Origin of the sequence: Bacillus thuringiensis (genome assembly GCF_001595725.1) — a bacterium.
Lineage (GTDB): Bacteria > Bacillota > Bacilli > Bacillales > Bacillaceae_G > Bacillus_A > Bacillus_A thuringiensis_K.
Genome location: NZ_CP014282.1, coordinates 4,537,366 through 4,559,358 on the forward strand (window position 1 = coordinate 4,537,366; position 21,993 = coordinate 4,559,358).

Below are 21,993 nucleotides of genomic sequence, written 5' to 3' on the forward strand. Positions count from 1 at the left end.
CGATAGCCCCCTTTCTTATCCTCCTATATAAGACATTTCGATTTTCGGACGATTTTTTGCACTTTCTTCTGTCCGTTCATCCGAATACCTATCTTTTCTATTCATCCATACATCTTGTATAACACTTAATAACTCCTCATCCGAAAAATCTCCTCTAAGAAGTTCTCTTACATCCAAACCCTCTGTCGCAAATAAGCACGTATAAAACTTTCCATCTGCCGAAATTCTCGCCCTCGTACAAGAGGAACAAAATGACTCAGAAACAGATGTAATAAAACCAACTTCAACATTTGTTCCAACGTATCGATATCGCTTCGCAACTTCACCAAAGTAATGTGCTTCAGCTGGCTCAAGCGGATACACCTTATGAATCATCTCAATCAATTCTCGTTTTGTAACAACTTGATCAAAATTCCACCCATTTGTACTACCAACATCCATAAACTCAATAAACCTAAGCGTGATTCCTTGCTCTTTAAAATACGCAGCCATCGGAAGTATTTGATGATCGTTCATCCCTTTTTTCACAACCATATTTACCTTTACTGCCAGCCCCGCCTCTTTAGCTGCTATAATTCCCTTAATCACAGGTTTTGTATTAATATTTCGACCATTAATATTCCTAAATATGTCGTCATCTATCGCATCTAAACTAACATTCACTCTATGTAATCCAGCTTCTTTTAATGCCTTCGCTTGTTTCGTTAAATGGATAGCATTTGTCGTTAACCCTATATCTATTAGCCCATCAATTTTCACAAGACGTGCAATAAGTTTTGTTAAATCTTTACGAAGCAGTGGCTCACCGCCAGTAAGTCTAATTTTCCGTACACCGATGCTAATAAATAATTTTGCCAAACGCTCAATTTCATCAAAAGTTAGTAAAAACTCATCTTTCAAAAAAGCATAATCTGGCCCAAATATTTCCGCTGGCATACAATATGTACATCTAAAATTGCAACGATCAATGACAGATATACGTAAATCTTGAAGTGGGCGTCTAAAAAAATCTTTAACCATCTCCTGCATCGCCACCCTCCCTTTCTGCCAAATTTCTTTCTTTTCATTCTATTATAATATATTTTCGAACTGCGATGTTTTTGCTCAAGTGAATAAAGTGAAACTTTAAATAATTAGAGGGGATCCACTCCACCTAGTTAACGAGGTTTACTTACAAATACAAAGATAAAAAAACCTTGAAACATAAAAGTTTCAAGGTTTTCTGCTTATTAACTTAATCTAATAATCGTTAAAGTAGCTCCTGGTGTTGCCGTAGATAATGTAGCTATTGCAACTAATCCAAACAATTGCAGACTAATAGCAGCTCCAGCAGGCAAGTTAGCAATTATTGTTGCACTAAATGAGCCAGTAGCCACTGTCGGGGCGTTTATCGTTCCCGCAAGCGGACTGCCATTTACAGTTATACGAGAACTTACAAGTAATCCCGCCGTTAAATTAATTGTATAAGCTATATAATAGTTTCCTGCATTCGCAACTGTAAATACAGTATTCCCACCACTAAAGGTTATTCCTGGTCCAATATTTTGATTGTTTGGTAAAGGAATATTCGTACCACTTAACAAAACAGAAATAAGACTTCCTGATGTATTATTCGCAAACGCATACGTTGCAGTTGTACTAACTCCTGTTGTTCCCGTACTTCCCGTTGGACCCGTTTCTCCTGTGGCTCCCGTATTTCCTGTTGGTCCTGTGCTTCCTGTCGATCCCGTACCTCCCGTTGGACCTGTTTCTCCGGTTGCCCCAGTACTTCCCGTTGGTCCTGTGCTTCCTGTCGATCCCGTACCTCCGGTTGAACCCGTTACTCCCGTTGAACCTGTATTTCCTGTTGGACCGATATCTCCTGTTACTCCGGTAATTCCGGTTGTTCCTGTATTCCCGGTTGCTCCCGTACTCCCAGTTGCTCCCGTACTTCCCGTGGCTCCTGTATTTCCCGTTGGACCTGTATCTCCCGTGGCTCCTGTACTTCCCGTTGACCCCGTATTTCCTGTTGGTCCTGTGCTTCCGGTTGAACCCGTTACTCCCGCTGGACCCGTACTTCCGGTTGAACCCGTATCTCCCGTCGCTCCGGTACTTCCCGTTGAACCCGTTTCTCCGGTTGCTCCCGTAGTTCCTATGGCTCCTGTATTTCCGGTTACTCCTGTGCTTCCCGTGGCTCCGGTACTTCCCGTTGGACCGGTATTTCCCGTGGCTCCTGTACTTCCCGTTGAACCCGTATTTCCTGTTGGTCCTGTGCTTCCGGTTGAACCCGTTACTCCCGTTGGACCTGTTTCTCCGGTTGCCCCGGTACTTCCCGTTGAACCCGTTTCTCCGGTTGTTCCTGTATTCCCGGTTGCTCCCGTACTCCCAGTTGCTCCGGTACTTCCCGTGACTCCTATATTTCCCGTTGGACCTGTATCTCCCGTGGCTCCTGTACTTCCCGTTGACCCCGTATTTCCTGTTGGTCCTGTGCTTCCGGTTGAACCCGTTACTCCCGTTGGACCTGTTTCTCCGGTTGCCCCGGTACTTCCCGTTGAACCCGTTTCTCCGGTTGCCCCAGTACTTCCCGTTGGTCCTGTGCTTCCTGTCGATCCCGTATTTCCTGTTGGTCCTGTTTCTCCGGTTGCCCCAGTACTTCCCGTTGGTCCTGTGCTTCCTGTCGATCCCGTACTTCCGGTTGAACCCGTTACTCCCGTTGAACCTGTATTTCCTGTTGGACCGATATCTCCTGTTACTCCGGTAATTCCGGTTGTTCCTGTATTCCCGGTTGCTCCCGTACTCCCAGTTGCTCCCGTACTTCCCGTGGCTCCTGTATCTCCCGTGGCTCCTGTACTTCCCGTTGAACCCGTATTTCCTGTTGGTCCTGTGCTTCCGGTTGAACCCGTTACTCCCGTTGGACCTGTTTCTCCGGTTGCCCCGGTACTTCCCGTTGGACCCGTTTCTCCGGTTGTTCCCGTACTTCCCGTTAGACCTGTTTCTCCCGTGGCTCCGGTACTTCCCGTTGAACCCGTATTTCCTGTTGGTCCTGTGCTTCCGGTTGAACCCGTTACTCCCGTTGACCTGTTTCTCCGGTTGCCCCGGTACTTCCCGTTGGACCCGTTTCTCCTGTGGCTCCTGTACTTCCCGTGGCTCCCGTATTTCCTGTTGCTCCCGTAGTTCCTATGGCTCCTGTATTTCCGGTTACTCCTGTGCTTCCCGTGGCTCCGGTACTTCCCGTTGGACCGGTATTTCCTGTAGCCCCCGTGCTTCCGGTTGGACCGGTATTCCCAGTTGTTCCTGTATTTCCCGTCGCTCCGGTACTTCCCGTGACTCCTGTATTTCCCGTTGGACCTGTATCTCCCGTGGCTCCTGTACTTCCCGTTGAACCCGTATTTCCTGTTGGTCCTGTGCTTCCGGTTGAACCCGTTACTCCCGTTGGACCTGTTTCTCCGGTTGCCCCGGTACTTCCCGTTGAACCCGTTTCTCCGGTTGCTCCTGTTACCCCTGTATCCCCAGTTGGACCCGTGACTCCTGTGGCCCCGATACTTCCCGTTGTCCCTGTCATTCCAGTCGGTACTGGAGGGAAAGTAGGGCCGACAAGATCTGAGGATAACTTAAAATTAGAATTTATCAACCTCTGTATTTTTTGATTTTCATCATTTCCTTCCACTACTCCCACCACCTCCCAAAAAATACAACTACAAAATATGTTTCATATAAGGTGAAACATATTTTGTAGGAGGGTCTTACTGCCCGTTAATGCGGGATAAAAACCCACCTTCTATTTGAATTGTATTTTTCAAAAAGGCCTCCAATACTACTTTTCAAACAATTACTCCTATTTTTATGCTATATAAACTCTTCTTATAAACAAAAACTCCCTCTATGATTTTAGGGGAGTCCAGCAGTCGAATCAAAATTATCTGTATTAGGGACAGCTTGTGCTATACTCGAAACATTTGCACTTTGCCCCATGTTTGTTCCTGTTACAGTACCAGCAGGAGTGCCTCTTGTATATGTTGTCGTCACCGAATCACCCGGCTGTAAACAAAGCTTCGTCTCCGTCCCTATTACTGTAACAACATCAATCCAAGTGCACCCCATTGAACCACTGTATGATTTCGAAGCAGTAAATGAAGTATCACTCAAATTATCACCGGTAAATATATTTCCAGTATTATTCACAATAACAAACTCTTTTATATGAGCAGGCATAATTACACTCTACCTTTCATCTATGAACCTAATGTACGTGTACTCGTTGCTAATGGCGGAAGAAACACTGATGTTCTAATGACCGCTTCTGGCTGTCTTTTCCCATTTAAAAAAATAGCCGCACTCGACCCTCCAGCACCTGCATATACTTTTGCTACAGCTAAAGGCGAGATATCATAACAGTCGCCGACATTAACAGCTCCTGTATTATTAATAATTTTTACTTTACGCAAATTAATCCCCATTTCCCCCTCCTCCTTTTTTATACTGTATGCAAAAGAAAAAAACTTGAAACAGACTCGTTTCAAGTTTTTAGCTATTAACTATTTCGTTTCACCTTCATATTGAAGCATACCGCCAACCATGTTCACTGTTTTAAATCCTTGCTCATTTAAATAATGACATACATTTTCACTGCGCATTCCTGAACGACAAATAAAGATATATTCATTCTCTTTATTAAAGAAATCTACTTTATGTGGGATATCGCCCATTTTAATATGTACAGCTTCTGGAATCTTTCCTGCCGCTACTTCTTCATCTTCTCTTACGTCTACTAAAAATAACGTTTCTCCATTTTCTAAACGCTCTTGTACCTCTTCTGTAGTAATTGTTTTAACTTCTGTCATATGTAGTTCCTCCTTATATACAATAAAACCTTTAGTTTCTTTTTCACAAACATTCTCTACCAATTTTAGCACGCAAAAGAAAGAACGCAAAGAATCGAAAAACTATTTCTCAATTTTCTCGCAAAACTTATTCTTTACAAACATAACTCTTGCATTGTATCCTCAATATACTTGTTTTATGAAAGGAGCCAATGAAAATGACACTTTCCCTTTTCATAATGGGCATCATTTTCTTAATCGCTGCAATTATTACTCTTAGTATGAAAAATAATAAAAAAATAAAATCACCACAAGAAATGTCATTCTTATTTCTATTGCTTAGCATAGCGTTTTTCGGTATAGCAATCGCTACATATATTTTCCGTCTACAAATCATGTAAAAAAAGGTGCCTACTACAAACATTGCACCTTTTCCCCATCATTTGTCTTCTAAGCAAAACTAGATACTCTCCGATTTAAAAATTCATAAACTTTCTTTTCAAATAAATGAATATCAAATGCTCCCGCCATATGCCCATTTATACTTTCTATCTCATACACTTCCGCATACTTCCCTTGTTTTTGCAAAATATCTACCATTTTATAGTTGTAACGAGAGGGCTGAAGCAAATCTTGTTTACACGGAATCATAAGTACATTCGCTTCTATGTTAGAAAGAGATTCTTCTAGTGAAGAAAACCCATGTGCAATATCATGCAATAAAACTGCCTTCGCAGTATACATCCATGAATTTGCATCTACTAACTCTATACTTGTATATGTCGCTTTATTTATCTCTTTTTCAAATGATGTTAATGTAGAAAACTTTTCATAAGGTTCTACCTCTATACTGTTACGAGGAAATGCCATTTCATAAAAATGCTCATCAAACGCGTTCATAAACATCATTCTATTTGCTAAATGAAGCCCCTTTATCGGCTGCTCTTCTCCATATTTTCCATCTTTCCAACTTGGATCCAGCCGAATTGCTTCAATCGCATTTTGCGCTACGTTTACTGACGTAATAATTGGATTTTGTGGGTTCGTAATAACGCCAATCATCCGCTCTACCATATGTGGATAGTGAACCGCCCATTGTTGTGCAATCATTCCCCCCGCCGACGGTCCAATTACAGCGTGTATCCTTGAAATTCCCATACCTTTTATTAACTCATATTGCATACGAGCTACATCAAGAAATGTAAAAACCGGAAAATCCATAGCATATTCTTCTCCAGTTTCTGGATTAATTGATTTCGGTCCTGTTGTAATCACATATGGATTTCTCACCTGCACATTACAAAGATTATCTGCACATATAACAAAATATTTATTTGTATCAATTGCTTTTCCAGGTCCAATGAGCCCATCCCACCAACCAGACTCCTCATCATGCACTGTATATTTTCCTGCCGCATGACTTGTTGCACTAAAATAATGACAAACCAAAATCACATTTGACCTTTCTCTATTTAAAGTGCCATATGTCTCGTATCCCATTTGAATAGGAATTTCTCTGCCATTTTCAAACGTAAACTCTTTTAACACAAACTTCTCCTTTTTTACAATTTGCACAGACTCTTCCTCTCTCCGTTATAGTATGAACTGCTTACTAAAGATTTTTTTCCATGCAAACTAATCTCCTTCTTCTTTTCATAAATAAATGAATAATATACAAAATTAGCCACAAAATAGCACTATATTACAAGATTAAAGAGGGCGTACATATGATTTGGAATTGGTTACGTAAGAAAAAAAAATCAAATACGACAGAAAAAAACGAAACAGATAATTCGGAGCAACAACCTAACAATCAAGATGATGATAACAAAGAACAGACTAGAAGTATGAAACATAATAAAGATAACAATGGAGAACAAAAAAAAGAGGAACATAAGGAATCTTCTCAAGACAAACAGCAAAATTCTAAACTGGGCGACTCTGCTCAGGATAAGCAACAAAGCTCTAAACAAGATGACTCGAATCAAGATAAACAACAAAGCTCTAAACAAGATGACTCGAATCAAGGTAAACAACAAAGCTCTAAACAAGACGAATCAATTCAGGATAAACAACAAAGCTCTAAACAAGACGAATCAATTCAGGGTAAGCAACAAAGCTCTAAACAAGATGACTCGAATCAAGATAAACAACAAAGCTCTAAACAAGACGAATCAATTCAGGGTAAGCAACAAAGCTCTAAACAAGACGAATCAATTCAGGGTAAGCAACAAAGCTCTAAACAAGACGAATCGAATCAGGATAAACAACAAAGCTCTAACAAGAACTCGAATCTAAAAACAAAACTCTAAACAAGACGAATCGAATCAGGATAAACAACAAAGCTCTAAACAAGATGACTCGAATCAAGATAAACAACAAAGCTCTAAACAAGACGAATCAATTCAGGATAAACAACAAAGTTTGAAACAAGATGAATCCAACCAGGATAAACAGCAAGATTCTAAGCAAAACGACTCAGCTCAGGATAAACAGCAACGCTCTAAACAAGATGATTCGAATCAAGATAAACAGCAACGCTCTAAACAAGATGATTCGAATCAAGATAAACAGCAAAGCTCTGGAAGTAATAGTATTTATGATTTTACAAAACCAGAAAAAGACCGTATTCATTCTCTACAAGATTTAATAGAAAAGCTCAAAAAGTCTAGTGATTTTGTTAATTACCATACATCTGACGATGAGACGATGCCTTATTGGATTTCTTACTATCGACCTTCGCTTGATGGAGAGAAATTACAAAAGTACTTAATGCCTACTCTTTTAGAACGACCTAACGCTTCACTAGAAGAACTAAAAGAACATATTCCGATGAGCGGGATTACAATTACGAATGACCTACAAAAAATTGAGGATATGGTTTTAAAGGGGCATGCAATTATTCAATTGAATCAGCAAAATCAAAAGTGTCTGCTTGCAAACATTGCAATTGATACGTATCGGGCACCAAGCCCTCCTTTAAACGAATCGACTGTTATCGGTCCTCAAGAAGGTTTTGTAGAGGATATTGATACAAATATTAATTTAGTTCGAAAACGTCTTCCTGTTTTAGATTTACAAACAAAAGAAATAATTGTCGGCGAATTTTCAAAAACAAAGGTTGTCATGATGTATTTAGATAATCTTGCTGAAAAAGAGAATGTAGAGTTTCTAGAGGAATCATTACGCGCTCTTGAATATGATCAAATTAATGATAGTGCTTACTTACAAGAATTAACGGGTGAAAAATCAATTTTCCCACTCTATATCAATACAGAACGCAATGATAGAGTTACAAAAGCACTAATTGATGGAAAAATCGCTATCTTTGTCGACGGTTCACCGAACGTTCTATTAACTCCTGTATCATATTTCGATTTCTTTATTTCACCAGAAGATTATAATGTCTCTTGGCTATATGCAACATTTTCAAGAGTTTTACGCCTTATCGCTGTTCTTTTCTCAATTTGTGCAGCTCCATTATATGTTGCTGTTTTAAATTATCATTATGAACTCATTCCAAGTGATTTGCTGGAAACATTAATTTTATCTAGAGCGCAAGTCCCATTCCCACCTCTAATTGAAGCACTTTTTTTGGAATTAGTTATCGATTTGTTAAGAGAAGCTGGTGCAAGGTTACCAATGAAGGTCGGTCAAACACTTGGTATTGTAGGCGGTATCGTAATTGGGCAAGCATCTGTACAAGCTGGTTTAACGAGTAATATTTTATTAATTATCGTTGCCTTATCAGCACTTGCTTCCTTTATTACACCTATTTATAAAATGGGGAACGCTGTTCGGTTACTACGCTTTCCGTTTCTCATATTTGCAGAAATAGGAGGACTTTTCGGGATTTCTCTTGGATTTATCTTTTTATTTACTCATCTATTTAGACTTACTTCCTTACGTAAGCCATACGCTTTGTTTTATCCAACAAGACAACAATCTGTTAAAGATTCTTGGATTCGTTTTCCCTTAACAATGATTGATACAAGGGATGTACAAGCGAGGCCACAACATGTAAAAAAATCAGCAAAAGGAATTTCAACAAAACATAGATCAGACTTTGATGATTAAGGAATGAGGTGCATTGATGAGTAAAGTTCAAGAAAAATATCAAATATCTCCTATCTTTGTTTTCTTCTTAATTCACGGTGCACAGTTTGGTGCTGGCGTTCTCGGATTCGCTCGAATCACCGCAAAAGCCGCTGGATACGACGGATGGATAGGCGTTCTAATCACAGGAATCTGTATCCAGATTCTTATATGGATGATGTATTTTTTATTAAAAGAAACAAACGGAAATTTAATTGATTTACAACGACAAACCTTTGGAAAGTGGATAGGGAACGTCTTTAATATCATCTTTGCAGCTTATTTTTTAATCGTCAGTATTTCGGTTATTCGAACGTATGTTGAAATTATTCAAGTATGGATGTTCCCAACTGCCTCCACCTTTATGTTAACACTTTTTTTGTGCCTAGTTAGCTATTACATCATTTCTTCTGGATTTCGTGTCATTACTGGCATTTGCGTCATCTCTGTTGGTGGTACACTAGGGTATTTATTTCTAAGCTTATTCGTTTTGAAATACTCACATTGGGAGAATTTATTACCCATTTTCACACATTCTTTTTCAGATATTTTAAAATCCGCTCAACTGTCAATCTACAGTATGACTGGTTTTGAGATTTACCTCATGGTTTATCCATTTGTGAAAAACCCTAAACAATCTCATAAATTTGCTCAATATGGGGCACTATTCTCAAACCTTCTATATTTATTTAGCACCCTTTTAGCCTTTTCGTTTTTTAGTGAAAAACAATTATTAAAAACGATATGGGCCCAACTTTCTATGACCCAAGTTATTCAATTACCATTTATAGAAAGATTAGAATATATTGCAATTTCAGGCTATGCACTCGTTATTATTTCAAGTTTTATCCTCCCTTTATGGGCGTCAATGAGAGCAACTCACGAAATATTCCGTGTAAAACAAAGAGGTGTTTTAATCGCTTTTATCATTATCACCCTCATTGTTTCACAACTTTTAACAAACAGACACGATATTAATAATTTTATTAGTAATGCATCAAAAGGAAGCTTTTGGCTCATTTATGTATACATCCCAATTCTATTTATTATTGTGTGGGTGAAAAGAAAATGGAAAAAATCAAAAATAAATTAATACTTATCTCTTGTATAACACTCTTTAGTCTAACTGGATGTTTACAAAAAAATATTATTGATGACGTACACCTTATCCAAGGAACTGTCTTCGATGTAGCAAAAGATAATAAAATAAAGGTAACATTTGTTTGTCCTATTCAGCAAAAAGGGAACAAAGTTCAAGTTTTTGAAGGAACAGCAAATGCGGTAAAACAAGTAAAAGCTGACACATCTTTAGAGTCTTCTCAACCATTTGCTAGTGGGCAAATGCGGGTTGCTCTATTTACCACCCGAATCGCTAAGAAAGGAATGGTTGCTTCCTTCGATACATTAATTCGCGATGTAAACATTGGTAATGCCTTATATGTTGCTTTACTTGAAGGTAATGGTACTGAACTTTTAAAAGGAAAATACACGACTTCATCCAACGTTGCGATTTATATAAAAAAAATGCTAGAACATAATATGGAGACCGGTCCTTTACCAACAGATAATCTGCATGTAGGAGCATTCCGTTATTATCAAGTAGGGCAAGACTACTATATTCCAATTTTAAAGAAACATGGTGATAAAATAAAAATCACGGGAATTGGTCTTTTTAAAAAGGATAAATACGTTGGTAAAATCGCGGAAACAGATATGTTTATATTTAAAGGACTGTTAGAAGAGCATAAGTTAGATTCACATGAATTTAAAGCAGATCCTGGGTACGTAATGATTAACAATATTCGTTCTGTTCCAACATACGATATAAAAATAAAAAACGGAAAGCCCTCCTTTTCCATTCATGTGAAGCTTGATGCCCGTATTCAAGAAGTATCGAAACAAATTAACTTAGAGAATGCTAAGAACACAAAAAAGATTGAGAAGGTCGTTCAAAAACAATTGGAGACACAAGGTAAGAAATTAATTAAGCAGTTTAAATCTTTAGATGTCGATCCTCTCGGGCTAGGAGCTAAATATAAGCAACATTATCGCCCATTTAAATTAGAAAAGTGGAAACAAATGTACAAAGATGTTCCAGTTACTATAAAATACACCGTAGATATTACAAATTCTGGTGTAATTGAATGAGAAATGATTGAACTCCTCTCTCCAGCATGATACAACGGAGAGAGGAGTTTTTTATTATCAAATAGAGAGAAGATATTTATGGGGGAGCTTATGTCTAAAAAATTAGTAAAGCCTATTTTAAATGGTATTTTATTTCTCACCGTCTTTTTATTTGCTCATACATATTTAAAAAATGTTTCCTTCACACGTTATTTACTTGTCGTTATACCAATGTTGCTCGTCGGTATGTTTGGCATCGACCTTATTTTATCCATTTTAATAAAAGAAGAAAAATAACGAGCAGGGCCGTCCCAAAAGTATTCCGGGATGGCTTTCTTTTATTAATTGGTTTATGTTTTGTCGTTTAGTCAATATAATCTTTCCCTATCTTAACTAAAAGATGAAACTTTTGAACAGTCCCTTTTCATTTCATAATCACCCTATGTTACAATGAAATTCGGACAAAGCGAGAAAGGATGAAACAACATGACAAACGAAAAAGGTCTAGATAAAGGATACGAACTTGTTGCAAAAATGCATAAAGAGTTCGGACACCCTGTGACAAATACTCCAACAAAACTAACAGAAGAACGTGCAAAAATCCGTGCAAGTTTTATGCAAGAAGAGCTAGAAGAATTTCTGGAAGCAACGACTGTTGAAGATCAATATGATGCACTAATTGACCTTATTTACTTTGCATTCGGAACGTTTGCCGAAATGGGTGTACGTCCTGATAAAGGATTCGAAATTGTAAATAACGCAAACATGGCAAAACTATTCCCTGATGGAAAACCTCGATTCCGTGAAGGCGACGGCAAAATTCTAAAACCAGAAGGCTGGCAAGCACCAGAACCACAACTTCGTGCTGAAATCGAACGTCAGCGCCAAGAAGCTGAAAAAAACTGCTAGAATTTCCTAGCAGTTTTTTATTATGTCTTGTTTTCTGGAATTCATTAATGACCCACGTGTCCAGCGTGCCCTGCTGCTCCACTAATGCTAGCCGCTCCTGCCGCTGCCCCTGCTCCTCCTGCTCCAATTCCTCCTGTCCAAGGAGAAGATTGTTGTTGATACTGTTGGTATTGTTGGTGCTGTTGACCGTGTTGGCCGTGCTGACCTTGATGACCGTGCTGACCTTGATGGCCGTGCTGACCTTGATGGCCGTGCTGACCATGGTGGCCGTGCTGACCTTGTTGGCCTTGGTGCATTTGATAAAGAACAGCTTGCGGATGAATGTGGTGGTGACCGTGGTGATGTACTTGTTGTTGATGACCATGGTGGCCGTGTTGACCTTGATGATGGTGGTGTCCATGGTGACCGTGTTGGCCTTGATGATGATGTCCATGATGACCGTGTTGATCTTGGTGATGATGGTGTCCATGATGGCCGTGTTGACCTTGGTGATGATGGTGTCCATGATGGCCGTGTTGACCTTGGTGATGATGGTGTCCATGATGACCGTGTTGACCTTGGTGATGATGGTGTCCATGATGGCCTTGATGGTGGTGATGTCCATGATGACCGTGAACAACTTGCGGATACCCACCTATTCCTCCAGCTACAACACCTATTCCTGGTACCGGAAATCCTGTCTGTACGCCAGCTACTGATGTTGGGAAGCTTCCTGTTACTGTAGGCATTCCAACCCCTGCTGTCGAAAAGCCTCCCATTGATGTAGGCATTCCAGTTTGCATGCCAGCTACCGATGTTGGAAATCCGCCCGAGCCTCCACCCATCCAGCTCGGAATTCCACCGTATCCTTGTTGGTCAGCTCCTCCCATTAACATCATTTGTTCATAACTACCCGATCCACCTCCGAAGAAGCCATGTGGTGCATTATTGTCCATCCCTTTCATTCCTTTCACCTCTTCTACTCAATTTAGCCTACCTTTTTTATCATATTTCCTATAGAAAAATAGGTGTTTGTCTGTATGGGAATTCCGCTCTTTTATTTGTACGTAATGGAATAATTAAAAACTTAGACTAATCTAATCCAGAGATGATTTTCTACACAAAAAAGCTCAGAGCCTAAATGCTCTGAGCTTTTATTTAGCGTTAATTAGTTTGCAACAACGTTAACAAGTTTTCCAGGAACAACAATTACTTTACGAACTGTTTTCCCTTCAATTTGGTCTTGAATTGCTTCAAGTGCAAGTTGTTCCATTTCTTCTTTTGATGCGTCTTTACTCATTGTTAGTTTCGCGCGAACTTTGCCCATGACTTGAACAACGATTTCAACTTCATCTTCTACAAGTTTAGACTCATCAAATGTTGGCCAGCTTGCATATGTGATTGTTTCATTGTATCCAAGTCTGCTCCATAGCTCTTCCCCGATGTGAGGTGCAACTGGTGCAATCATTTTTACGAAACCTTCTACATATTCTTTCGGAAGTGTTTCAGCTTTGTATGCATCGTTGATGAATACCATCATTTGAGAAATCGCTGTGTTAAAGCGAAGCTCTGCATAGTCTTCTGTTACTTTCTTCACTGTTTGGTGGTAAGCTTTTTCAAGCTCTTTATTTGGTGCATCCGTAATTTTCTCACTTAATTCACCGTTCTCTTGAACGAATAAACGCCATACACGGTCTAGGAAACGACGAGCTCCATCAAGGCCATTTTCAGACCAAGCGATTGAAGCATCTAATGGTCCCATGAACATTTCGTATAGACGAAGTGTATCTGCACCGTGGCTTGCTACGATATCATCAGGGTTTACAACGTTACCTTTTGATTTACTCATTTTCTCGTTGTTTTCACCTAGAATCATACCTTGGTTGAATAATTGTTGGAACGGCTCTTTCGTTGGAACTACACCGATGTCGTATAATACTTTGTGCCAGAAACGAGCATATAGTAAGTGAAGTACAGCGTGTTCTGCTCCGCCGATATAAATATCAACTGGAAGCCATTGTTTTACTTTTTCAGGATCTACAAGTGCTTCACTATTGTTTGGATCGATGTAACGTAAGTAATACCAGCAGCTACCAGCCCATTGTGGCATTGTATTTGTTTCACGACGACCTTTTTTACCAGTCTCAGGGTCAACAACATTTACCCACTCATCAATGTTAGCAAGTGGTGATTCACCTGTACCTGAAGGACGGATGTTTTCTGTTTTTGGAAGAACTAATGGTAATTCTTCTTCTTTCACAGCTGTCATTGTGCCATCTTCCCAGTGAATTACTGGAATTGGCTCACCCCAGTAACGTTGACGACTGAATAACCAGTCACGTAGACGGTACGTTACTTTTTGATTTCCTGCGCTTGTTACTTCAAGCCATTCAATCATTTTTGCGATTGCTTCTTCTTTATTTAAACCATCAAGGAATGCTGAGTTTACGTGTGCACCATCACCTGTGTACACTTCTTTCGTAATGTCTCCGCCTTTTACAACTTCCTTCATTGGAAGATTGAATACTGATGCGAATTCATAGTCACGCTCATCATGAGCTGGAACTGCCATTACAGCACCTGTTCCGTAAGTTGCAAGAACGTAGTCAGCGATCCAGATTGGTAATTTCTCACCGTTTACTGGGTTAACTGCGTAAGCACCAGTGAATACACCAGTTTTCTCTTTCGCAAGTTCTGTACGCTCTAGGTCACTCTTCATTTTTACAGCGTTAATGTAAGCTTCTACCGCTTCTTTTTGTTCTGCTGTTGTAATTTCTGCAACAAGTGCATGTTCCGGAGCAAGTACACAGTATGTTGCTCCAAATAGTGTATCAGGGCGTGTTGTGAAAACTGTGAACTTCTCATCTGTACCGTCGATGTTGAAATGTACTTCTGCACCTTCAGAGCGACCGATCCAGTTACGTTGCATATCTTTTAAGCTTTCAGGCCAATCAAGCTCATCTAGATCTTCTAATAGACGATCTCCGTAAGCTGTAATTTTTAACATCCACTGTCTCATCGGACGACGCTCAACTGGATGTCCACCGCGCTCACTCTTACCGTCAATGATCTCTTCGTTTGCAAGTACTGTACCAAGTGCTGGGCACCAGTTTACAGGTACTTCATCAACGTAAGCTAAGCCTTTTTCAAATAGTTTTAGGAAAATCCATTGTGTCCACTTGTAATAGTTTGGATCTGTTGTATTTACTTCACGGTCCCAATCGTAAGAGAAACCTAATGATTTAATTTGGTTACGGAACGTATTAATATTATGCTCTGTAAATTCAGCTGGGCTGTTTCCAGTATCAAGTGCATATTGCTCTGCTGGAAGACCGAATGCATCCCATCCCATTGGATGAAGAACATTATATCCTTGCATACGCTTCATACGAGATAAAATATCTGTCGCTGTATAACCTTCTGGATGTCCTACATGTAGGCCTGCACCTGATGGATATGGGAACATATCTAGTGCATAAAATTTTGGTTTTTCTGTCTCATCTGGCGTACGGAATGTTTTATTCTCTTCCCAGTACCCTTGCCACTTCTTCTCAATTTCTTGATGATTAAAGCTCATGAGATACCCTCCTTGAAATTCTATTTATTTTCACCGCCCAAAATACAAAAAACCTCTCATCCCTAGAAAGGGACGAGAGGTTATAGATTCCCGCGGTACCACCCTAAATTAATGTACAAATATACATTCGCTTAGATCCGTAACGTGGATTAACGGCAATTGCTACTATTAGTTTCACAACTGCAACTCAAAGGCGAGTTCATAACGAAACGTGGATTGACTTGCACCGACCGTCAACTCTCTAAACCAGCTTCTATTACTACTACTCCTTCTCACTGTTATTACACATATAAGTTAAGTGAACTATCCTTCACCTAGTATCTCTTAAGAGCTTACTTAAAGCGAGGACTTCTCGGTTAATCGTTACTCTTAATAACTAACGAATTCATCTTAAGACAGCCGAGCTATCTCCCTTGTTCTAAAGGTTGTTTTATTTAAATATATTCTAAAACATGTTACATGTTCCGTCAAACTAAACTGCAATTTTTTCTTCAACTGTTTCTTCTACTTTTACTCGTTTATCATAAATGCTCGTTGCTATAAGCGCTATTACAAGCATTACCATGATTGCTATAAACAATACTTCCATATTGTATAAATCCACAATTGCTCCGCCAACGACCGGCCCGAACATTTTCCCTACAGTCGCCGCACTATTTACAACCCCTTGATAAAAACCTAATTTATCTTTTGGTGCAAGTATATTTGCAATCGTTGGAACCGCAGGCCATACAAATAACTCACCAATTGTTAATGTTACCATCGCAACGAGGAACATCGTAAATTGCTGCGCTTGGCTTAACACAATGAATGACGCCGCAAAAATGAAAATCCCAATCATAATTTGCTGTTTTAAAGAACGCTTCATCCAGCGAATTAGCATACTAACAAGTGGTTGCGCACAAACGATCATTGCTCCGTTTATCGTCCATAATAAACTATAATGACGAAGACTAATGTTTAATTCTTGCATATGTGTTGCAATTGCACCTTGCCACTGTACGTATGTAACCCAGCATAAAGCATATGCTACACACACGATAAGAAGTGCTTTAAATCCAGGTGTAAGTGACCAACCTTTTTTTGTTTCGACTTCTTTTTGTACTCCTGGCTCCTTCTTGTCTTCCATACCACGGAATCCAATAAAAGCAATTAAGAAGAAAACAAAGTATAAAATAAAGTTCGCTAAGAAAATATAATCAAAACGATACGAAGCAACTAATCCACCACACGCTGTTCCAATCGCAATACCAACGTTTTGTCCAACATACATCGCATTAAATGCTCGTCTTCCGCCCTCTGGCCAAACTGTACCGACCATCGCATACATCGATGGGAAGACCATTCCAGAACCGAAGCCGATTAACGCTAGCCACACAACGTATAAAGGCCAACCGTGGAAGAACACTAGACCTAAAATTGATACAAGTGTAATCACAATCCCTACTAAAGTTGATTTATAACCGCCCCATTTATCAAATAAAACACCGCCGAGCAAGTTTCCGATTACACCAGTAAGCGAGTTAATCATTAATACCATTCCGGCCACAGATAAAGATTTTCCTAAGTGATCATGCAAATAAATTGTATTAAAAGGCCATAAAAAAGAAGCACCCGTGACATTAATAATCATCCCAGCTACTAATAGCCATACTTTCCTTGGCATAGTTTCCCCTCCTATTCTATTTTTTTCGTTCATATATATAACAGTAAAATTGTAGTCGTTTTTAAATAGGAAGGCAACTGATTAATAGTTGATGAAATTCAGATAACGGTTCATCGGTAAATGAAATTATACTGATTGCTACTTGGATTATATCAGCTATTATTAGAATATATCGGCGCAACTACAAATATATCAGCTATTATTAAAATATATCGACTTACCGACAAAAAATGACAACAGTAACAATATATAAAGGGTGGACTGCATGAAATTTTCATGCAGTCCACCCTTATTTGTACTATCCAGCTTCTTTTTCTCGCTTCGCACGTTCTTTAGCGCTCCATTTAAATATTTTATCTAGTAAAGAATATATTCTCCCAGATTCTTTCGTTAACAAAGGTCCTAACGATGCCAATATTAAAACATACAAGGCTGAGAATGGTTTAATCGTTGCCATTAAGCCACCCGCAATTCCAATATTCGCGACGATAATGGAAAACTCTCCGCGTGATACAAGTGTTAAACCAATATTCGTAGAAGCCTTATGCGATAATCCCGCTTTACGCCCCGCAACCATTCCAGCGGTAAAATTACCGATAAGAGTAATGAAAACTGCTCCTAATGCCAACCACACTGCTCCGCCAAGTGAAAATGGATCTATACTTAAACCGAAGCTGAAAAAGAATATAGCTCCAAAGAAATCACGAAACGGAACAACGAGCTGTTCAATTCGATCACTATGCTCTGTTTCAGAAAAAACGAGTCCTAGTAATAATGCTCCAATTGCCTCTGCAACATGAATCGTTTCTGAAAATCCTGCTACAAAGAACAAAATAGCGAATATTACAATAATAAAAATTTCATTGGACGAAATATCTAACATTTTATTTAAAAATCGTGTAGCTTTTCTAGCAACTATAAAGAATAATAACATATACCCTACTGCGATTAAAATAGATGTAAGAGCACCTACAAATGACGTTGCCCCTCCGAGTACTAACCCTGAAACCACTGATAAATATACCGCTAAAAAGATATCATCAAACATAATGATTCCTAAAATTAGCTCCGTCTCTTTATTACCAGATCTTCTTAAATCAACAATTACTTTCGCAACAATTGCACTCGATGAAATTGTTATGATCCCAGCAATAATTAATGTTTCTAATAAGGGGAAACCCATTATATATCCGTAAAGTAAACCTAATATAAAATTAAGCGATATATGAACAGTTCCTCCAAAAGCGATTGATTTTCCTGATTTAATTAATTTTTTAATTGAGAATTCTAAGCCTAAATAGAATAAGAGGAATATAACGCCAACACGGCCGAGGAAGGAAATAACTTCTCCGCTTTCAATAAATCTTAAATCGATAAGCCCTAAATCTGGGGCATGGGGACCCACTAGCATGCCGAGTATTATGAGAAACGGAATAATCGAGAACTTTAACTTTGCAGCGAGAATAGCTGCAAAAGCGACTAATACTAACGCAGTTCCAACTTCAAAGATTAAAGTATCCATCGATTATGAATCCCCTCCTACTGAAAGCAACTCATTAATAATTCTTTTTACTTCATGTCTCTCGCCTGATAATACGAGCATATCACCAGCTTCAATGATAGAATCTGGACCTGGATTAAAGAATTTCTTCATATTTTTTTTCAAAATGGCAATAATCGTTACGTTATATGTGTTTCGGACATGTAAACTACCAATTGTTTTTTGTACGACTGGTGCATTATTTTCCACCTTAAACCACTCAATTGATAATCCTTCAAAAGCCATTTCAATTGTATCTAAAGCTTGTGGTCTATATACCATTCCGCCCAATATAGCTGCAATTTGTCTCGCTTCGGAATCACGAAGAGAGACGCTTGAAATACTCTCCTCATGATCAGCATCAAAATGGTACATTTCTCTTCGGCCATCATCATGAATAACGATAACCACCTTTTCATTACCTTTTGTAATCACTTCAAACTTACATCCAATACCCGGCAGTTCACTCTCTCTAATATTCATATTTTCCGCCTCCTAATTTTTTTAGTTACGGCTTTTATAAATCGACATCAATCTCCGTTTTAAAGGGCTCATCCTTTGAGATACCTAAATACTTTAGCGTCTCTGATGGAGTTGCGTGATGGAAATGTTTTTGCAATAACGCAATCGCTATCCCTCTTTTGTACGCATGAAATCCAAACGTTTTTCGCATTGAATTTGTTCCGATCTTACCAACAACTCCAACTGCTTCTGCAGCATTATGAATTACACGATACGCTTGTTGGCGCGTAATTGAATTTGGCGTTTTATTAGATTGAAATACGTAATTTTCTCTTTTAACGCCAATAGATTGTACGTAATCTAAAAGCGCTTTTTTTACTTTTGTATTTAAATAAATATCTTGTTTAAATTTTTCATCTTTCACAGGAAGAGTATAAAACTCTTTAACAGTCCCATCTTCATTTAATACATCTTCAAATTTCATACTAAGTAGTTCTGTAATTTTTAATCCTGTGTTAATTCCCATAACAAATAAAAGATAATCTCGCTGGGAGTGCTCTTTTAAATATTTTTTCATAGCCTCAATTTGGCTTATATCTTTTAATGGCTCTACAACTTCCATACATGTATTCTCCTCATCTTATGAACGGTAATTTTTTCATTATGTTGTCCATTTTACCTTATCATGCTATGAGATTTCCATGTGTTATCCATTATTTTCACAATATACTCAGGTGGTTCTGAAAATTTTCAATGTGGAAACTTACGATTGTATAAATACGTTGCGGTAAAAAATGTGGGGATAAAAGTTCAATTTCTTTCTACAGATTGGATTCCTCCTTTCCCTATCCAGCTACTTCTACTTTTATATTACGTTACTTATTTACATTATATTATATATTTCAGTAACGTCAAAGTATTTTTTCTGAAAATAAAAAAAACCGAGCAGTTTCGCTCGGTTTTTTTTATTAATCTTCCTTAGGAAGAACAATTCCTTTATACAATTGAACTGTAATGAAGTAATAAATCGTGTAAATAACTACAAAAATTACAATTGGCACCCAAATACGGAAGTACGGATCGATTAAAATAAATCCGAAAATATTCATACCAACTAATACGTGTGCAATACCTACAATTGCTGGGAATAGGAATACTAAGAATAACTCTTTATAAATTGATTTTGTTAATAATTCACGGCGCACCCCGATTTTACGAAGCATTTGATAACGCGTAATATCTTTTGATGCACCAGAAAGAATTTTAAACATAAGACAACTTGCCATCATTGCTAAGAAAGCAATTCCAAGGAAGAAGCCCATAAATACTGTTCCGCTCGCAACGCCATAGAACATGTCGTAAGCTCGATATTTACTATCTAATCTTTCAATTGCTATATTTTTATATTTATCTAGTTGCAACTCGTCAAGTTTTTTCCATTCTTTTATGTGTGCTTCAAAATCATCTGTTTTTCCAGTAAATACAATTCCTTCTTTACCATTTACAGTATCGTACATTTTTTGATCTACAATTTTAATTGCATGATCTTCATGTACATAGAATGGCTGGATTGTTCTAAAAGCCTCATCCCATTCTTCTGGAAGTGCTTTAGCATTCGCATCTTTTTCATTCATTTCTCTAGAAACTGCACCTACTGGCAGTTCTGCTGAAACTTTCTTCGTGTTCACTAAATCCTTCATCGATTTCATCTTTGCCATATCTCTTACTAAAGGACGATTTTTCTCTAAATCTTCTTTTACATAGTAAACATATTTATTATCAACTTTGTAACGATATTCATTTTTCTCTTTAAATGTAATACCGTCTAAAACTTTCTTTTCTTCAGCTGTTGGATTATGAACAACTGAATCGTAAATTACTAAACCATCAACCATTTTTATAACGTTATTTTTAAACGCCATACCACCTGAAATTGCACCGGCTCCAAGAGCAACTAACATCGCTACTGTTGCAAGTACCTTTGTTAGGCTATTAATACGGAAATTTAATTGTGCAAATGTAAAAGCGTTAAGTCCTTTTTCACTACGCTTTTTATTACCCTTTAACTTTTTAATAAAGACTGGGAGAAGTGATCCAAACAGCATGTAAGTACCAGCTGTTGTTGTAATTAATGCAATAATGATTCCCATTTCTCTTAGTTTTTCCATGTAAATCATTGATGCATAGCCCATTCCTAATAAAATAACCGCAAGGAATGCAACTACACCTGTCATTTTTCCTTTTACCGCAACACGTTCTGTTTGTGCATCTGCATGTACAAGTTGCAGTACAGAAATACGTGATAATTTAATACTGTTCATAATTGCGGATAATACAAATAGTGCAAAGAAGAAGATGCAAGTAACAGTCATTGATGGTAAATAAAATGCTTTATAGCCTTTACCAGCAAATTCTAATTGTTTCATTAATAGCTGTCCGATACCTTCTGCAAGGCCTACTCCAACTATAATACCAATCGCAAGAGACGCAGCACCTAGTACGATTGTTTCGATAAACATAAGTAATGTAACTTTATGCTTTTTTGCTCCTAACATCATATACATACCAAACTCTTTTTGACGAAGAGATAGTAAGAAAGAGTTCGCATATAAAATATAGAAGAACGTTATAATAGCTAGTAAAAATGAACCTGCTTGGAATACAAATCCAATTTGACCAATAGTAGAATTTTCCTTAAGGAAGGCCTCATTTAACGCTAATGTTTGGAACATATAAAAAATTGAAATGGACATGACAAGACCAACAAGTAAGACGATATAATCTTTCAGCTTACTTTTTAGCCCTGACATGGAAAGTTTAAATAACATGCTCTAGAACC

Annotated in this window: 17 protein-coding genes, 2 pseudogenes and 1 other annotated feature; of the genes and pseudogenes, 6 read left to right on the forward strand and 13 right to left on the reverse strand. The window is 38.3% G+C overall.

The window, feature by feature from the left end; all coding sequences use genetic code 11:
* Positions 1-15: 15 nt before the first annotated feature.
* The 5 genes and pseudogenes from moaA to AXW78_RS22820 all read right to left on the reverse strand — a co-directional run bounded on the left by moaA (position 16) and on the right by AXW78_RS22820 (position 4,820).
* On the reverse strand, positions 16-1,029 hold the full coding sequence (gene moaA, locus AXW78_RS22795; protein ID WP_001157130.1) for a GTP 3',8-cyclase MoaA: 1,014 nt from the start codon (positions 1,027-1,029) through the stop codon (positions 16-18).
* Positions 1,030-1,229: 200 nt separating this feature from the next.
* Positions 1,230-3,646, reverse strand: a pseudogene (locus AXW78_RS32875) (beta strand repeat-containing protein).
* A 221-nt stretch (positions 3,647-3,867) separates the two neighbouring features.
* Complete coding sequence (locus tag AXW78_RS22810) at positions 3,868-4,191, reverse strand: hypothetical protein (RefSeq protein ID WP_001110851.1); 324 nt, start codon at positions 4,189-4,191, stop codon at positions 3,868-3,870.
* 20 nt (positions 4,192-4,211) lie between these two features.
* On the reverse strand, positions 4,212-4,436 hold the full coding sequence (locus tag AXW78_RS22815) for a spore germination protein (RefSeq protein WP_000512463.1): 225 nt from the start codon (positions 4,434-4,436) through the stop codon (positions 4,212-4,214).
* A gap of 78 nt (positions 4,437-4,514) precedes the next feature.
* A complete protein-coding gene (locus tag AXW78_RS22820; RefSeq protein WP_000141207.1) occupies positions 4,515-4,820 on the reverse strand; it encodes a rhodanese-like domain-containing protein in 306 nt (101 codons plus the stop codon).
* 197 nt (positions 4,821-5,017) lie between these two features.
* Here AXW78_RS22820 and AXW78_RS22825 point away from each other — a divergent pair, with 197 nt between their 5' ends.
* The gene (locus AXW78_RS22825; protein WP_000175903.1) at positions 5,018-5,200 is read left to right on the forward strand and encodes a hypothetical protein; all 183 of its coding nucleotides are present in this window, start codon (positions 5,018-5,020) and stop codon (positions 5,198-5,200) included.
* 49 nt (positions 5,201-5,249) lie between these two features.
* Here the strand turns inward: AXW78_RS22825 and AXW78_RS22830 are convergent, their stop codons facing one another.
* Positions 5,250-6,374 (reverse strand): homoserine O-acetyltransferase family protein, encoded by a 1,125-nt coding sequence (locus AXW78_RS22830; protein ID WP_001167617.1) that lies wholly within the window; start codon positions 6,372-6,374, stop codon positions 5,250-5,252.
* A gap of 152 nt (positions 6,375-6,526) precedes the next feature.
* Here AXW78_RS22830 and AXW78_RS32885 point away from each other — a divergent pair.
* The 5 genes and pseudogenes from AXW78_RS32885 (at position 6,527) to AXW78_RS22860 (ending at position 11,930) form a co-directional block, all read left to right on the forward strand.
* Positions 6,527-8,876: pseudogene (locus AXW78_RS32885) on the forward strand (spore germination protein).
* A 16-nt stretch (positions 8,877-8,892) separates the two neighbouring features.
* Positions 8,893-9,987: a spore germination protein gene (locus AXW78_RS22845; protein WP_000049066.1), complete on the forward strand. Its 1,095-nt coding sequence runs from the start codon at positions 8,893-8,895 to the stop codon at positions 9,985-9,987.
* Positions 9,963-11,042 carry a Ger(x)C family spore germination protein gene (locus tag AXW78_RS22850; RefSeq protein WP_000411351.1) on the forward strand — a complete coding sequence of 360 codons (1,080 nt, stop codon included), beginning with the start codon at positions 9,963-9,965 and terminating at the stop codon, positions 11,040-11,042. The genes AXW78_RS22845 and AXW78_RS22850 overlap by 25 nt, the downstream gene beginning before the upstream one ends.
* A gap of 90 nt (positions 11,043-11,132) precedes the next feature.
* Complete coding sequence (locus AXW78_RS22855; protein ID WP_000038786.1) at positions 11,133-11,318, forward strand: hypothetical protein; 186 nt, start codon at positions 11,133-11,135, stop codon at positions 11,316-11,318.
* A 189-nt stretch (positions 11,319-11,507) separates the two neighbouring features.
* The gene (locus AXW78_RS22860) at positions 11,508-11,930 is read left to right on the forward strand and encodes a pyrophosphohydrolase domain-containing protein (protein WP_000180559.1); all 423 of its coding nucleotides are present in this window, start codon (positions 11,508-11,510) and stop codon (positions 11,928-11,930) included.
* 44 nt (positions 11,931-11,974) lie between these two features.
* Here the strand turns inward: AXW78_RS22860 and AXW78_RS22865 are convergent, their stop codons facing one another.
* The 7 genes from AXW78_RS22865 to AXW78_RS22900 all read right to left on the reverse strand — a co-directional run bounded on the left by AXW78_RS22865 (position 11,975) and on the right by AXW78_RS22900 (position 21,982).
* Complete coding sequence (locus AXW78_RS22865; RefSeq protein WP_061884683.1) at positions 11,975-12,874, reverse strand: hypothetical protein; 900 nt, start codon at positions 12,872-12,874, stop codon at positions 11,975-11,977.
* A 203-nt stretch (positions 12,875-13,077) separates the two neighbouring features.
* Positions 13,078-15,486 (reverse strand): leucine--tRNA ligase, encoded by a 2,409-nt coding sequence (gene leuS, locus AXW78_RS22870; RefSeq protein WP_000009467.1) that lies wholly within the window; start codon positions 15,484-15,486, stop codon positions 13,078-13,080.
* 65 nt (positions 15,487-15,551) lie between these two features.
* Positions 15,552-15,771 (reverse strand) — a binding site (T-box leader).
* Positions 15,772-15,958: 187 nt separating this feature from the next.
* On the reverse strand, positions 15,959-17,152 hold the full coding sequence (locus AXW78_RS22875) for an MDR family MFS transporter (protein ID WP_001137560.1): 1,194 nt from the start codon (positions 17,150-17,152) through the stop codon (positions 15,959-15,961).
* A gap of 298 nt (positions 17,153-17,450) precedes the next feature.
* Complete coding sequence (locus AXW78_RS22880; RefSeq protein ID WP_000380170.1) at positions 17,451-18,674, reverse strand: cation:proton antiporter; 1,224 nt, start codon at positions 18,672-18,674, stop codon at positions 17,451-17,453.
* Positions 18,675-18,677: 3 nt separating this feature from the next.
* Complete coding sequence (locus tag AXW78_RS22885) at positions 18,678-19,175, reverse strand: cation:proton antiporter regulatory subunit (protein ID WP_001026060.1); 498 nt, start codon at positions 19,173-19,175, stop codon at positions 18,678-18,680.
* A gap of 34 nt (positions 19,176-19,209) precedes the next feature.
* Complete coding sequence (locus tag AXW78_RS22890) at positions 19,210-19,776, reverse strand: tyrosine-type recombinase/integrase (protein ID WP_000454232.1); 567 nt, start codon at positions 19,774-19,776, stop codon at positions 19,210-19,212.
* Positions 19,777-20,122: 346 nt separating this feature from the next.
* The gene (locus AXW78_RS22900; protein WP_000897755.1) at positions 20,123-21,982 is read right to left on the reverse strand and encodes an FtsX-like permease family protein; all 1,860 of its coding nucleotides are present in this window, start codon (positions 21,980-21,982) and stop codon (positions 20,123-20,125) included.
* Positions 21,983-21,993: the final 11 nt, after the last annotated feature.

What these genes read in the sequence shown, in the direction of transcription:
- moaA (WP_001157130.1), bottom strand. Translation starts at nt 1,029, where the DNA reads ATGCAGGAGATGGTTAAAGATTTTTTTAGACGCCCACTTCAAGATTTA.
- AXW78_RS22890 (WP_000454232.1), bottom strand. Translation starts at nt 19,776, where the DNA reads ATGGAAGTTGTAGAGCCATTAAAAGATATAAGCCAAATTGAGGCTATG.
- AXW78_RS22880 (WP_000380170.1), bottom strand. Translation starts at nt 18,674, where the DNA reads ATGGATACTTTAATCTTTGAAGTTGGAACTGCGTTAGTATTAGTCGCT.
- AXW78_RS22860 (WP_000180559.1), top strand. Translation starts at nt 11,508, where the DNA reads ATGACAAACGAAAAAGGTCTAGATAAAGGATACGAACTTGTTGCAAAA.
- AXW78_RS22855 (WP_000038786.1), top strand. Translation starts at nt 11,133, where the DNA reads ATGTCTAAAAAATTAGTAAAGCCTATTTTAAATGGTATTTTATTTCTC.
- AXW78_RS22850 (WP_000411351.1), top strand. Translation starts at nt 9,963, where the DNA reads ATGGAAAAAATCAAAAATAAATTAATACTTATCTCTTGTATAACACTC.
- AXW78_RS22820 (WP_000141207.1), bottom strand. Translation starts at nt 4,820, where the DNA reads ATGACAGAAGTTAAAACAATTACTACAGAAGAGGTACAAGAGCGTTTA.
- AXW78_RS22865 (WP_061884683.1), bottom strand. Translation starts at nt 12,874, where the DNA reads ATGAAAGGGATGGACAATAATGCACCACATGGCTTCTTCGGAGGTGGA.
- AXW78_RS22825 (WP_000175903.1), top strand. Translation starts at nt 5,018, where the DNA reads ATGACACTTTCCCTTTTCATAATGGGCATCATTTTCTTAATCGCTGCA.
- AXW78_RS22815 (WP_000512463.1), bottom strand. Translation starts at nt 4,436, where the DNA reads ATGGGGATTAATTTGCGTAAAGTAAAAATTATTAATAATACAGGAGCT.
- leuS (WP_000009467.1), bottom strand. Translation starts at nt 15,486, where the DNA reads ATGAGCTTTAATCATCAAGAAATTGAGAAGAAGTGGCAAGGGTACTGG.
- AXW78_RS22845 (WP_000049066.1), top strand. Translation starts at nt 8,893, where the DNA reads ATGAGTAAAGTTCAAGAAAAATATCAAATATCTCCTATCTTTGTTTTC.
- AXW78_RS22875 (WP_001137560.1), bottom strand. Translation starts at nt 17,152, where the DNA reads ATGCCAAGGAAAGTATGGCTATTAGTAGCTGGGATGATTATTAATGTC.
- AXW78_RS22810 (WP_001110851.1), bottom strand. Translation starts at nt 4,191, where the DNA reads ATGCCTGCTCATATAAAAGAGTTTGTTATTGTGAATAATACTGGAAAT.
- AXW78_RS22885 (WP_001026060.1), bottom strand. Translation starts at nt 19,175, where the DNA reads ATGAATATTAGAGAGAGTGAACTGCCGGGTATTGGATGTAAGTTTGAA.
- AXW78_RS22900 (WP_000897755.1), bottom strand. Translation starts at nt 21,982, where the DNA reads ATGTTATTTAAACTTTCCATGTCAGGGCTAAAAAGTAAGCTGAAAGAT.